Source organism: Nocardia sp. NPDC051900, from assembly GCF_044452545.1.
Lineage (GTDB): Bacteria > Actinomycetota > Actinomycetes > Mycobacteriales > Mycobacteriaceae > Nocardia > Nocardia sichangensis.
Genome location: NZ_JBITBU010000003.1, coordinates 316,690 through 329,837, shown reverse-complemented (window position 1 = coordinate 329,837; position 13,148 = coordinate 316,690). Strand labels below are relative to the sequence as shown.

Sequence of the window (13,148 nt, the reverse complement as noted above, 5' to 3'; positions counted from 1 at the left end):
GCCGTGGATGCAGTATTCCCCTGAGTCACGATATCGAGTAGAACAGGTTCTAACTCTGGTGGCAAGCAGTTGATCGGAAAGGGGTCCGGCGTGAAGTTCGGATTGCAACTCGGGTACTGGATGGCCCAGCCGCCCGCGAACGCGGGGGAGCTGGTGGTGGCGGCCGAGGAAGCCGGATTCGACGCCGTCTTCGCTGCTGAGTCATGGGGGTCGGACGCCTTCGGTCCGCTCACCTGGTGGGGTTCGGCCACGCGTCGGGTGCGCCTGGGCACGTCGGTGGTGCAGATGTCGGCGCGCACGCCTGCGGCGACCGCCATGCACGCGCTCACCCTGGACCATCTCAGCGGTGGCCGCGCCATTCTCGGCTTGGGCGTCTCGGGTCCGCAGGTGGTGGAGGGCTGGTATGGCCAGCCGTTCGCCAAGCCGTTGCAGCGCACCCGTGAGTACGTCGGGATCGTGCGCCAGGTGCTGGCCAGGCAGGCGCCGGTCACCAGCGACGGCCCGCACTACCCGCTGCCCTACACCGGGCCGGGTTCGATCGGGCTCGGCAAGCCGCTGAAGCCGATCGTCCATCCGCTACGTGCGGATTTGCCGATCTGGCTTGGCGCGGAGGGGCCGAAGAACGTGGCGCTCACCGCCGAGATCGCCGACGGCTGGCTGGCCATCTACTACGCGCCCCGGCTGGCCGGGATGTACGACGAGTGGCTCGACGAGGGCTTCGCGCGGGCGGGCGCGCGGCGCAGTAGGGAGGACTTCGAGATCGCCGCGAGTTGTCAGGTGGTGATCACCGACGACCCGGCGGGCGAGCTGGAGCGGATGCGCTGGATCATGGCGCTCTACATCGGCGGCATGGGAGCGCCGGAGTTGAACTTCCACGCCCAGGTGTACCGGCGCATGGGGTACGACCGCGAGGTCGACGAGATCGGCAAGTTGTTCCAGTCGGGCAAGAAGGCGGAGGCCGCGGCGGCGGTGCCGGACGAGCTGATTCTGGACACCGCGATCATCGGAGACGAGGAGCATGTCCGCAAACAGCTGCGGGTCTGGGAGGCCGCGGGCGTCACGATGATGCTGGTGTCGGTTCCCGATGTCGCCCAATTGCATCGGCTCGCACCCCTTGTCGAACAGTAGAACACGTTCTAGATTCAATGGGGTGACTGCCTCACCCGCCCCGTCGGCTCCGCACAATCCCCCCGTACCGGAGCCAGTGAAAATTCTCGGTCTGTGGAACATCGCCGAAGCCGAACCCGATCGGATCGCGATGGTCGATCCCTGGGGCCGGGAGGTGACGTATCGCGAATTGGCCACGCTCGCCAATCGTTACGCCACCGGCTTGCGCGGGCTCGGCCTGAAAACCGGTGACGTGCTGGTGAGCATGGTGCACAACTGCGTGGAGGCGATCGCGGCGTACTTCGCGGCCTACCAGTCGGGGTTGTACATCGTCGCGGTGAACTGGCATCTCACCGGTCCGGAGGTCGCCTACATCCTGGCCGACAGCGAGGCGAAGGCGTTCATCGCCAGCGATCGTTTCGCCGCCGCGGCCAAGGCCGCCGCCGACGAGGCGGGGTTGCCCGCGACGGCGCGCTTCGCGGTGGGCGAGATCGAGGGCTTCAAGTCGGTGGCCTGGCTCGGCGCGGCCGACACCGGCCGTCCCGCCGACCGCAGCACCGGCGCGCCGATGCTCTACACCTCGGGAACCACCGGACGGCCCAAGGGCGTCCGGCGGCCGCTCACCGGCGCGGACCCGGACGTCGTCCCGCCGCACACCACCGCGTTCTTCGGCCTGTTCGAGCTCGCGCCCTACGACGACCACGTGCACATCTGCGGCTCGCCGCTGTACCACACCGCGGTGCTGAACTTCGCGACCATCTCGATCCAGCTGGGCCACAAGCTCGTGCTGATGGACCGTTGGGACGCCGAGGACATGCTGCGGCTGATCGACAAGCACCGGGTGACGCACAGCCACATGGTGCCCACCCAGTTCCACCGCCTGCTCGCCCTGCCGGAGGAGGTGCGCGCCAAGTACGACGTGTCCTCGCTGCGCAGCATGGTGCACGGCGCAGCGCCCTGCCCGCAGGAGACCAAGCGGCAGATGCTCGAGTGGTGGGGGCCGACGGTCACCGAGTACTACGCGGCCACCGAGGGCGGCGGCACGGTGATCAACGGCACCGACTGGCTGCGCAAGCCGGGCTCGGTCGGCAAGGCATGGCCGTGGTCGGTGATCAAGGTGCTGAGCGAAGAGGATGGCTCCGAGGTGCCGGTCGGCGAACCCGGCCTGGTCTACATGCGCATGGGCGCGTCGAGTTTCGAGTACCACCACGACAAGGCAAAGACCGATGACTCGCGCGTCGGCGACCTGTTCACCGTCGGCGACATCGGCCACCTCGACGAGGACGGCTACCTCTACCTGCACGACCGGCGCTCGGACCTGATCCTGTCCGGCGGTGTGAACATCTACCCGGCGGAGGTCGAGAACGTCCTGATCACCCACCCGAAGGTCGCCGACGTCGCGGTCTTCGGCATCCCGCACCCGGATTGGGGCCAGGAGGTGAAGGCGGTCGTACAGCCCGCCGACGGAACCGAGGGCGACGACGCGCTCACCGAGGAACTGCTCGCCTTCGCCGCCACCCAATTGGCGAAGTACAAGATGCCCAAGTCGATCGATTATCTGCCCGAGCTGCCGCGCGATCCCAACGGCAAGCTCTACAAGCGCAAGCTGCGGGAGCGGTACATTCCCGCCTCCTGAGAGCCGCCGCCCGACGGACGGACGGCGCGACGCCCGCCCCAGGTCCGGCGGAGGCGAGGCTCGCCGTGTAACCGGGCCGCTGGGGCTGTGACCCGGCCACGCGACGACGCCGAAAGCGAGTGCGCCCTTCACGGTTACCGTGAAGGGCGCACTCGCGTCCCCGCGAAGGATCTGCGAGTGTACCGGTGCCCCCAGATCGGACTCTGGAGGATGCTCAAGCCTGTATGCCACCGACCAGGGCAGTTACATAGTCCAGGGTGGGAATCACCCCCACTGGGACGGTGGAGATTCCGCACCTTCTGACCGGGTTCGCCGAGCCGGATACGTTCATCAGCTCCACTATGACCGACACCGGCCGGGGTACCTTGACCGTATCCCAGTCGGCCGATCACCGAGCCGGATGGTTTGGGCATGTTGACCTTGGCAAAGGACGAAACTGCTATCGAGGTCGCGAAGCTAGAAAGGACGTTCTACGGCAATGCTGCTGCGGCCCGACGATGAACCGGACCTGTGGCCGAATCTGTTCCGTGAGCTGAGACGGGATGCGTTCCATCTCGAAGTGCGGGACGAATACCACATAGCCGACGAGGACACCCGGATACGTGCCTTCCTCGGTGGCGAACCAGCCCCGTACACCCGGACGCCCTGGCAAGACCTCATGCTGGAAACCACCAGCCGGGGCGTATCGGTGACCCGTGTTCGTGTGGTCACCGAACCACTGTCGGACTATCAGCGATGGTTGTTGTCGGTCACCGGGTACAATGTGGAAGCTGGGGACGACATCCCTTATGTGCCGAGAAATATCGCGGGAACGGTGCCACCAGACGACTGGTGGTTGATGGATGGCGAGAGGGTTGTTTACAACCTCACCGATCCGGCCGGGGCGCCGGCCGGTCTGGCAGTGACCACAGACCCCGGAATCGTGGCGTACTGCCAAGAGGTACGGGGGCGGCTCTGGCAGCTGGCTATCCCTTATGCGGAGTATGTTCAGCGGTGACCAACTCCGTTCATAAAGCGCGACAAGCCCTTGGGGCAACTCTCCGGGGGCTTCGTCATGATGCCGGGCTGTCCGGCTGTCAGCTTTCCTCTCTCGCGGTTGGCATGAGTCGGTGGTGTCGAAGATTGAAACCGGGGACCGTAGCCCACGGAGGCGCGGTTAACGAGGTTGCCTCAAATGACGCTCCACCGATTCGACTTTCGATGTGATCGCGTTTGTTGATCCAGGTCGGACATCGCCCTTGAGAATGATGCTGCATCGTGGCGCGACTTCCATTACGGCATCGACCGCTTGCTTGATCACCGCCATTACCTCATCCCATTCACCTTCGATGGTTGTGAACAGGGCGTTCGTCTCATTCGGCAATCCGCTGGCGCGTATAACGCGCACCGCTTCGGCCACTGCGGCACCGACGCTTTCGCCTACTCCAACCGGTGTTACCGAGAAGGCGATGATCACTATGACTCCTTTGTTAGAATATCTAAAATGCCCCGCCGTAATTCGGGCACGCCTGATGCATTCCTGATGCGGTCTTCGCCCGTCACCTGATAGATCTTTGCCAGCTCGTTCAGCACTCGCGCCGACGTTGTGCCCAAAGCGCCTTGGACGGCTCTGGTTCCCAGGGTGACCCCCTCGTCCAAGTCTCCGTGTCGGAGCTGCAGCGCAGCAAGGCGCGCGGTGTTCAATTGCCGCGAGCGAGCGTGGTCGTCCGACAGCTTCAACGCGGCGTGGAGACGTTCAACCGTGTTGGCTATTCGGATGTTTCGCTGATATGCGAGCTCGAATAATCCATGTGTGGCGTCACTGTTCATCAGTTGCTCGTTGTAATAGCCTTTGAAGCCTTCGTACTCCGTATCGGGGTGTTCTTGCCCGGCGGCCTCCGCAAAGAGCTGCTCGGCTTGGCATACAGCTCGAATGCATTCGATATCGTTGCCTAGCTTGCCGAAGGCGCGGGCCTGCACTGCGGCAATATCTGCGCGGCGCAGCAGCGAAATACGATCGGACCGCACCGAGGCAAGGCCGAGCATGGTGAGTGCATCATCGGCATTGCCGAGGAATATTGCCTGACGCGCCATGCAGGTCAGGATTGCGGCGCGTAGCCACCATTCACCAGCCTGTTCCGCGCATTGCCAACCCATATGAAAGTGAGCTCTGGCCGGATCGTGCTGCCCGCGATCGAAATAGGCCCATCCGACGACCCTGAAGAACGTTCCGACCGCCGATTGCATCGCGGTGCGAACGTGTGATGGCATGTCGGCGCTGAGGAATAAGACTGCTGTCCGTAGTTGGGTGGTCATGGCGTCACCCACCCGCAGTCCCGCATCGTCCGCTGCACGGAACAGTCCCGCCCACGCCCGAACCTGATCGACGTGATCCATCCCCACCTTGGCCGGGGCGGATGGCTCCATAGGAGCGCTGGCCACCGTAATGAGATCGTTCGCAAGGGTAGCGGCGGGGAGAGCCAACAATCCGCGTAGGAATTCATTGCGGTTCACGTCGTCCTCAGCTTCCGCGTCAGGTATGCGAAGATCGCTACTGCCTTCGGCCGCGATGATAGGACGATCTTCCGGACCTTCGCTGGGTGCAATCGGCCGCACCGAATCAGCCAGTTCGGCCTGGAACCGTGCCGACTGGTCATCGTCCAGTCGCTTCAGCATGATGTCCATGGCAGCGGCGAAGTCACCAGACAGAGTGATCGTCTCGCCACGTCTTTCCCACTTGCTTACAACCGCTTCGGAGAAACCAGTCATCTCGGCGAACCGAGACTGACTGACTCGCAGAGCTACCCGGCGCAACGCTCGGACTTCCAAGCCGGTCCAACGGGTCACCACGAACATCGCGTACGCCCCTCCGTGTCTGTTGTTCGCGTATAGGAAGCGTAAGCGCTCCGTATGCACCGTGTGACTGCAACAACGTCAAGCGTGACGCCACGCTGATAACCAGCCCCGCCGCCGGGTTGATGCGGTGCCTACATCGACTCCCCGGCGTCGGGTGCTCACCAGCAAAAGCCGACAGACAGGGGTGAAGTGGTGGGGTTCAACTGGTGGAGGGAAGCCGAACCGGACGAGACATCGCCGCAGGCGATCATCGATCGCATACAGGCCGAGTGGCGAGCCGAACGGCGACATGACCGTATCCGCGCCGCCCAGGCCGCCGAATCCGCCGACATGGGCCTATGGCCGACAGGCTGGCCGCATGAGGCACCAGAGCACCCGCTGAGCGTGCCCGAAGCGCACGCAACGATGCAGCGCCATCGCGGATGCCGCGCCGATGGCTGCCCCCGGAAGGCAGCCGCACGGCAAACCTTGATCGACGCCGGACGGATGGTGCCGGATACCGCGCGTCTGTATCCGGACTCGCCACGCATGCACTGAGCAGCGCTTTGAGCATCCCGCACGCAGTTCGCGTCCTCCGACGCTCACCGGTCGGCGTGCGGGAGTGGCCACCGCCCCCCCCACAGCGTCAACTTCGGTCGGGGCGCAGAGATGCACCTCGACGTGGATCACACCGGCGATCACAGCGCACAGCACCGGGACCGCTGGAGTAGCCGCAGCTCCGGCTCCCCCACGCAAGCAGGGTTATCGGGTCTGCAACGACGAAACCCCCGGACCTTCTCGGTCCGGGAATTTCGTGGTTCGCGAGTCGGGTCAGCGGGCCGACAGCGCGATATGTTCCTGCCGGATGTCGCCACTTGGCGACGGCGACGAGACGCTCCTGGTCATCGAGCGGCATCGCGAAAAAGCGCATCCCATAGTGCGGTTCACCAAGCTCAGCGGCATCGACCTCGACGGACCGCCGCGTCGTCTCGACCAGGATGCCCGCCCGATCCTGCGCCACCCGGACGGCAACGATCTCAGGGAAACCGTCACGACCGCCGACGCAGTACCGCAGTTGCTCGCCGGGCTCGCGAACACCGCCGATGCCGCCGGAATCCAGGCGGCCCTCGCCGTTGGTGACCTCCACGAAGGTTGCCAGGAAATCTGCATCCTCCGGCCAGCCCATGAGATCGGCTTCCGGTGGCCGTCGTGCGTCGCACCAGACGCGCCATGTGAATTCACCGCGGGAACCAACCGGCGTGACCGGCTCCCAACCTTGATCGCGGAGGGTCATTCGTGCGTTCCGGATCAAACGTTCTCGCGCAGTTCAGGCGCGAGGCCGAACAGGGGGAACAGCTTGTCGGTGTCGAGGAAGAAGTTCAGTCCGGCGATGGTGTCGCCGTCGAGTTCCAGCACCGTGATCGACCACGGCACCCACACGCCCGGCGCGTCGCTCGGCTTGTAGTGGCCGAAGGCGGGCAGGCCGTTGGCGCCTTCCAGCCGGACCAGTCGCGAATCCCGGCAGGCGCTTCCGTGGCCGAGCATGAACGCGGCCACGTTCTCCGGGCCGGAGATCCACAGCTCGATCGGCGGCATGGACAGTGCCACATCGGCTTTCAGCAGTGAGGTGAGGGTGTCCATGTCGTAGGCCTCGAACGCCTTGACGAAACCGTCTACGAGTTTGCGCTGGTCCTCGTCGGTCTCGTCGTAGGTGTCGGTGGCCGCGGGCTGGACCTTGGACATGGTGGCGCGCGCTCGTTGCAGCGCGCTGTTGACCGACGCGGGCGACATGGTGAGCGCCTCGGCGGTCTCGTTGGCGGAGAAGCGCAGCACCTCGCGCATGATCAGGATCGCGCGCTGGGTGGCGGGCAGGTGCTGGCAGGCGGCGACGAAGGCCAGGCGCAGCGTGTCCTTGGCGCTGGCGTGCTCGGCCGGATCGGCGCCGAAGGCCAGCGCGTTCGGGATCGGCTCGATCCAGACGTAATCCGGTTGGGGCGCGGGCAACGGCGAATCCGGCCGCGACGGACCGCACAGATCCATCGGCCGGGCGCGGCGCTGCGGACCGTCGAGCATGTCCAGGCAGACGTTCGTGGTGATCTTGTACAGCCAGGAGCGGAGGCTGGCGCGGCCCTCGAACGAGTCGTAGGACTTCCACGCCCTGGTGAGGGTCTCCTGCACCGCGTCCTCCGCTTCGAAGGACGAGCCGAGCATGCGGTAGGCGTACGCGCAGAGTTCCCTGCGATGGGTCTCGAACGCGGCGAGCAGATCGGGAGCGAGGCCGGCGGGGGAGGCTGGCGAGTCGGTCATGGGGGTCACCCTGCCACAGGCCACCGACAAGAAACAGGCTCTTCAACTCGAGCGCCGCGCTGATCAAGATCATTAAACCTGTGCGGCCTGTGGGACGTGTCACGATCGTCGCGGCGATGAATCGACCGCTCGCGGACCGTCATATCCGGTGACACGAAAAGAATTTGCTCGAGAGGAAGAGGCCATGAGCAGCAAAATGATCTTCATCAATCTCCCGGTCGCCGATCTGCACCGATCGATGGCGTTCTACGAGGCGCTGGGCTGGAAGGTCAACCAGGAGTTCACCGACGACAACGCGGCCTGCATCGTGGTGGACGACAACATCTGCCTGATGCTGCTCATCAGGGATTTCTTCACCACGTTCAGCAAGCGTCCGGTGGCGGACACGAAGGCGGCGATCAACGCCGCGTACGCGCTCGCGCTGGGCAGCGCCGAGGAGGTCGACAGCCTGACCGAGGCCGCGCTGGCCGCGGGCGCGACCGAAGAGGTGAACGAGGACAAGCGGGCGCAGGAGGCGCAGGTGGGCATGCACGGCCGCACCTTCATCGACCCGGACGGTCACCAGTGGGAGCCGTTCTGGATGGATTACCCGGGCGCGAACTGAGCCCGGCGAGGGGTCGCCCCCGATGCGCGTGCACTGGTCGCGCATCGGGGGCGTAAGGCTCGATCCGGGAATTCAGTTTCCGGTGAAAGAGGGATTGCGCTTCTCCGCGAACGCGCGCGGCCCTTCCTTGGCATCGGCCGAGCGGAATACGGACATGCCGAGCTTGGCGTCGATCTGGAAGGCGTCCTCCTCCGGCATGGCCTCCGTCTCGCGGATGGTGCGCAGGATGGCCTGCACGGCCAGCGGGCCGTTGGCGGCGATCTGCCCCGCGATCTCCAGCGCTTTGTCCAGCGCCGTGCCGTCCGGCACCACGTGCCCGATCAGGCCGATCTCCTTGGCCTCGGCGGCGGTCAGGTGCCGTCCGGTGAGCAGAATCTCGGCGGCGACGGTATAAGGGATCTGGCGGACCAGCCGCACCGCCGAGCCGCCCAGCGGGAACAGGCCCCAACGCGCCTCGGACACGCCGAATTTCGCGCTCTCTCCGGCCACGCGGATGTCGGTGCCTTGCAGGATCTCGGTGCCGCCCGCGATGGCGGGGCCTTCGACCGCCGCGATCAGCGGCTTGGTCAGCCTGCGTCCTTTGAGCAGCGCCTCGAGCTTGGCCGGATTCCAGCCGCCGCCGTCGATGGTGTCGCCGGGGTGCTCGGAGGTCATGCCCTTGAGATCGGCGCCCGCGCAGAACGCGCCACCCGCGCCGGTCAGGATCGCGACCCGGATGTCCGGATCGTCGTCCACCTGGTTCCAGGCGTCTTTCATGATCGCCATCATCTCGCCGGACAGCGCGTTGCGCGCCTCGGGCCGGTTCATGGTGACGATGAGGACGTGGTCGCGCTTCTCGACGAGGCAGTGCGGCATCGCTGATTCTCCTGACTTCGAGCCTTGTCAGAAACAGTAACACGTTCTATTTTTATGGCTGTGAGCTACAACATAGCGGACCTTGTCGAACATGCCATCGACCTGATGCCCGACCGCGTCGCGCTGGCCGACGACGGCCGCGAGGTCACCTACGCCCAGTTGGAGGAGCGGGCCAACAGTCTCGCTCACTACCTGCAAGAACAGGGAGTCCAGCCGGGCGACAAGGTGGGTATCTACTCACGCAACACGATCGAGGCCGTCGAGGCCATGGTCGCGGTCTTCAAGGCGCGGGCCGTGATGATCAACGTGAACTTCCGTTACGTCGAGAACGAGTTGCAATACATCTTCGACAACTCGGACATGGTCGCGCTGATCCACGAGCGGCGCTACAGCGACCGGGTCGCCGCCGTTCGTTCCAAGACCCCGCAGCTGCGCACCGTCATCGTCGTCGACGACGATACGACCGGCACCATTCCCACCGCAGCCGATTCGGTGGAATACGAAGCGGTGATCGCGCAGTCCTCCGGCGAGCGCGACTTCGGTGAACGCTCCCCGGACGACCTGTACATGGTCTACACCGGCGGCACCACCGGCATGCCCAAAGGCGTGATGTGGCGTCAGGAGGACGTCTGGCGCGTGCTCGGCGCGGGCATCAACTTCATCACCGGCGAATACGTCCAGGACGAGTGGGAGCTTGCCAAGGTCGGTGCGGGCAGCCCGCCGATGGTGCGGTTCCCCATCCCGCCGATGATTCACGGCGGGGCGCAGTGGGCCACGTTTCACAGCCTGTTCGGCGGCGGCAAAGCCGTGATGCTCCCGGAGTTCTCCGGGCACGGCGTGTGGCGGGCCATCGACAAGCACAAGATCAACCTGATCTTCATCACCGGTGACGCCATGGCGCGCCCGATGCTCGACGCGCTGATCGAGGGCAATCCGGAAACCGGTCAGCCCTACGATCTTTCGAGTCTGTACGTGATGGCCAGCAGCGCGGCGCTGTTCTCGCCCGCGCTCAAGGACCAGTTCCTGGAGCTGCTGCCCAACCGGATGATCTCCGATTCCATCGGCTCCTCGGAGACCGGTTTCGGCGGTATCGCCATCGTCGCCAAGGGCGCGACGCACACCGGAGGGCCGCGCGTGAAGATCGACGCGTCCACCGAGGTGCTCGACGAGGACGGCAATCCCGTGCAGCCCGGCTCCGGTGCGGTCGGCATCCTGGCCCGGCGCGGGCACATCCCGCTCGGCTACTACAAGGACGAGGTCAAGACCGCGGCGACCTTCAAGGAGTTCAACGGCGTCCGCTACGCCATCCCCGGCGACTTCGCCCGCGTCGAGGAGGACGGCACGGTCACCATGCTCGGCCGCGGCTCGGTCAGCATCAACAGCGGCGGCGAGAAGATCTACCCCGAGGAGGTCGAGGGCGCGCTCAAGACCCACCCGGAGATCTTCGACGCGCTCGTGGTCGGCATCGACGACGAGCGCTGGGGCCAGCGCGTGGTCGCGGTCGTGCAGTGCCGCGGCGATTCCCGCCCCACCCTCGAGGAGCTGCGCCCCATGCTCACCCAGGAGATCGCGCCCTACAAACTCCCCCGCAGCCTGTGGTTCGTCGACGAGATCAAGCGCTCACCCGCGGGCAAGCCCGACTACCGCTGGGCCAAGGAACAGGCCCTCTCCCGTCCCGCCGACGACAACGCCGTGGCGAGCGGGAAGTAGGTTCATCCGCCCGGTCGGCCACCGTTGTCCGCAACGGTGGCCGACTACGTTTCGCGCCGAATCAGCGGTTGGCGAGTTCGGACAGTTGGTAGGCGAGGCGGTGGCGGAAGGTGGGGATGCGGGACAGGGTGCTGAGGACCAGGTTGCGCACGGTGCGGGCGGGGCGGGCGTGCAGCGTTGCCATCTTGGTCATGCGGTCGGTGAACGAGACGACGCCGAGGGCGACGGGGCGGCGGGTCGTTTCGTAGTCGTCCAGGAGAGCGTCCGGCTCGCCCGCGAGCACGCGGGCCAAGAGCGGGCCGAGGGTGGCGGCGTCCTGGATGCCGGTGTTCATGCCCTGGCCGCCCGCCGGGCTGTGCACGTGGGCGGCGTCGCCCGCGAGCAGGATGCGGCCGCTGCGGTAGTGGTCGGCGACGCGGTGGTGCACGCGGAAGCGCGAGCTCCACAGCACTTCGTGCACGCCCACCGTGCCGCCGGGGCCGCGGGCGTCCAGAAGCTTCTGGATGTCCTCCGCGGTCGAGTGCTCGGGCGCCGTTTCCAGGGTGGCGACCACGCGGAAGCGGTTCGGCTCCTTCTCGTCGGGCAGCGGCGCGACCACCATGACGCCCTCCGGTGAAAGGTGCAGGGCCACTTCGTCGCGCGCGATCGGCCAGTCCATCCGCACGTCGGCGAGGACGAAGGATTCCGGGTAGGTCGCGCCGGTGAATCCGATGCCCGCCTGCTCGCGGACGATGCTGTGCATGCCGTCGGTTCCGATGACGTAGTCCGCGCGGATGCTGCCCGGCGCACCCGCCTCGTCGGTGTATTCGACCGTGACGCCGTCGTTCTCCTCCGCCACCCGGGTGACCTGGTACGGGCGCTGGACCTCCCCGCCCGCCTGCCGCAGTCGCTTCAGCAGCACCGCCTCGGTGGTGTCCTGCGGTGTCATCAAGGTGTAGGGGTAGCGGGTCGGCAGCCCGTCGAACCCGATGGTCGCCAGGGTGTGCCCGCCGTCGTGGACGGTGAAGCGCGCGACGATGTCGCCCGTCGCGACCAGTTCGTCCGCGATGCCGAGCTGCTCGAGTACTTCCAGCGTCCTGGCGTGCACGACCGCGGCGCGCGAGGTGTTCGCGCCTTCGCTCAGCCGGTCCAGCAGGACGAAATCCACCCCCGCGTCGGCCAGGGTGATGGCGGCGGTGAGTCCGGCGGGACCCGCGCCGACGATCACGACGGAGGTGGCGGCGGGCAGCGGGTTCGGGGTGGCGTTCATCGGAACTCCTCAGGTCAACGTTTGTAGGCCAACGTTTGTTGACATAACCGTAGCGCGGCTGGCGCTAGGAAGTCAACAGTTGTTGGCCTACACTTGTTGGCATGACCGTAGAGCCTGATCAACCCCCTGCTCGCCGCTCGGACGCGACGCGTGCGGCGATTCTGGAGGCGGCCCGCGCGCGGTTCGCCGCCGAAGGTTTCCGCAAGGCGACCATCCGCGCCATCGCCGCGGACGCGGACATAGACCCGTCCATGGTCATGCGGTACTTCGGCAGCAAAGACGGCCTCTTCGCGGCGGCGGTCGACGTCCGTCTCGATCTGCCCGACCTCGGCTCCGCGGACCCGGACACCCTGGGGGAGCAGTTGGTGCGCCGCTTCTTCGAGATCTGGGAAGAGCAGCCGAACAGGGAGGTGCTGCTGACGCTGCTGCGCTCGTCGATCACCGACGAGGCCGTGGCCGAACGCGTCCGCGCCATCTTCACCCAGCAGATACTGCCCGCCGTCCTGCGTTTCGGGGATCCCGCCGACGCTCCACGCAGGGGAGGTCTGATCGTCACGCAGATGCTCGGCCTCGCCCTGTGCCGCTATGTCCTGTGCCTGCCCCCGGTCGTAGCCCTGACCCGCGACCAGATCATCGCCGAGGTCGCGCCCACCCTCCAGCGCTACCTGACGTCCATCCCGACTGAGTGAAATCAGCTGGTACGGGGCGGTACGGTCGAATGACGGCCGACGATCCCTGCTGCTCCGCGACAGAGTGGCCGCATGTCCATGGCTGCGGCGCGAATGCGCTCGACCAGCGCCGAGCGGCGTTCGAAGACGCCGCCGACCACGTATTGCGGGTCAGCGCGGAGCTGAACCGGCGAGTCG

The 13,148-nt window shown here is 66.1% G+C and carries 13 protein-coding genes; 7 read left to right on the top strand and 6 right to left on the bottom strand.

Translation table 11 applies throughout. The features are described 5' to 3' along the window. Positions 1-90 precede the first annotated feature (90 nt). The 3 genes from ACIA5H_RS06265 (at position 91) to ACIA5H_RS06255 (ending at position 3,740) form a co-directional block, all read left to right on the top strand. The gene (locus tag ACIA5H_RS06265) at positions 91-1,128 is read left to right on the top strand and encodes an LLM class F420-dependent oxidoreductase (RefSeq protein ID WP_355076864.1); all 1,038 of its coding nucleotides are present in this window, start codon (positions 91-93) and stop codon (positions 1,126-1,128) included. A 22-nt stretch (positions 1,129-1,150) separates the two neighbouring features. Next, the gene (locus ACIA5H_RS06260) at positions 1,151-2,743 is read left to right on the top strand and encodes an acyl-CoA synthetase (RefSeq protein WP_397074291.1); all 1,593 of its coding nucleotides are present in this window, start codon (positions 1,151-1,153) and stop codon (positions 2,741-2,743) included. Between the two features lie 478 nt (positions 2,744-3,221). Then, positions 3,222-3,740, top strand: a complete 519-nt coding sequence (locus ACIA5H_RS06255) for a DUF6879 family protein (RefSeq protein WP_397074289.1) — start codon at positions 3,222-3,224, stop codon at positions 3,738-3,740. Between the two features lie 159 nt (positions 3,741-3,899). Here ACIA5H_RS06255 and ACIA5H_RS06250 read toward each other — a convergent pair whose 3' ends face one another. Together ACIA5H_RS06250 and ACIA5H_RS06245 are read right to left on the bottom strand one after the other, a co-directional pair. After that, positions 3,900-4,199 (bottom strand): MTH1187 family thiamine-binding protein, encoded by a 300-nt coding sequence (locus ACIA5H_RS06250; protein WP_397074287.1) that lies wholly within the window; start codon positions 4,197-4,199, stop codon positions 3,900-3,902. Continuing rightward, positions 4,199-5,578, bottom strand: coding sequence for a hypothetical protein (locus ACIA5H_RS06245; protein WP_397074285.1), 1,380 nt, complete (start codon positions 5,576-5,578; stop codon positions 4,199-4,201). Before ACIA5H_RS06245 ends, ACIA5H_RS06250 begins: the two co-directional genes overlap by 1 nt. A 192-nt stretch (positions 5,579-5,770) precedes the next feature. Here ACIA5H_RS06245 and ACIA5H_RS06240 point away from each other — a divergent pair, with 192 nt between their 5' ends. Next, positions 5,771-6,115 (top strand): hypothetical protein, encoded by a 345-nt coding sequence (locus tag ACIA5H_RS06240; RefSeq protein WP_397074283.1) that lies wholly within the window; start codon positions 5,771-5,773, stop codon positions 6,113-6,115. Between the two features lie 88 nt (positions 6,116-6,203). On the opposite strand, the gene ACIA5H_RS06235 is transcribed toward ACIA5H_RS06240, so the two are convergent. Both ACIA5H_RS06235 and ACIA5H_RS06230 read right to left on the bottom strand, forming a co-directional pair. Continuing rightward, a complete protein-coding gene (locus ACIA5H_RS06235) occupies positions 6,204-6,851 on the bottom strand; it encodes a hypothetical protein (protein WP_397074281.1) in 648 nt (215 codons plus the stop codon). Between the two features lie 14 nt (positions 6,852-6,865). Next, complete coding sequence (locus ACIA5H_RS06230; RefSeq protein WP_397074279.1) at positions 6,866-7,864, bottom strand: sigma-70 family RNA polymerase sigma factor; 999 nt, start codon at positions 7,862-7,864, stop codon at positions 6,866-6,868. A gap of 184 nt (positions 7,865-8,048) precedes the next feature. Here ACIA5H_RS06230 and ACIA5H_RS06225 point away from each other — a divergent pair, with 184 nt between their 5' ends. Next, positions 8,049-8,468 (top strand): VOC family protein, encoded by a 420-nt coding sequence (locus tag ACIA5H_RS06225; protein ID WP_379250382.1) that lies wholly within the window; start codon positions 8,049-8,051, stop codon positions 8,466-8,468. Between the two features lie 72 nt (positions 8,469-8,540). Here the strand turns inward: ACIA5H_RS06225 and ACIA5H_RS06220 are convergent, their stop codons facing one another. After that, complete coding sequence (locus ACIA5H_RS06220; RefSeq protein ID WP_397074276.1) at positions 8,541-9,323, bottom strand: crotonase/enoyl-CoA hydratase family protein; 783 nt, start codon at positions 9,321-9,323, stop codon at positions 8,541-8,543. Between the two features lie 60 nt (positions 9,324-9,383). Between ACIA5H_RS06220 and ACIA5H_RS06215 the strand changes: the two genes are divergently transcribed. Continuing rightward, a complete protein-coding gene (locus ACIA5H_RS06215; protein ID WP_379250383.1) occupies positions 9,384-11,033 on the top strand; it encodes an acyl-CoA synthetase in 1,650 nt (549 codons plus the stop codon). 61 nt (positions 11,034-11,094) lie between these two features. On the opposite strand, the gene ACIA5H_RS06210 is transcribed toward ACIA5H_RS06215, so the two are convergent. Then, positions 11,095-12,282 carry an FAD-dependent monooxygenase gene (locus ACIA5H_RS06210; protein ID WP_397074274.1) on the bottom strand — a complete coding sequence of 396 codons (1,188 nt, stop codon included), beginning with the start codon at positions 12,280-12,282 and terminating at the stop codon, positions 11,095-11,097. A gap of 101 nt (positions 12,283-12,383) precedes the next feature. Here ACIA5H_RS06210 and ACIA5H_RS06205 point away from each other — a divergent pair, with 101 nt between their 5' ends. Further along, positions 12,384-12,971: a TetR family transcriptional regulator gene (locus ACIA5H_RS06205; RefSeq protein WP_379250385.1), complete on the top strand. Its 588-nt coding sequence runs from the start codon at positions 12,384-12,386 to the stop codon at positions 12,969-12,971. Positions 12,972-13,148 lie beyond the last annotated feature (177 nt).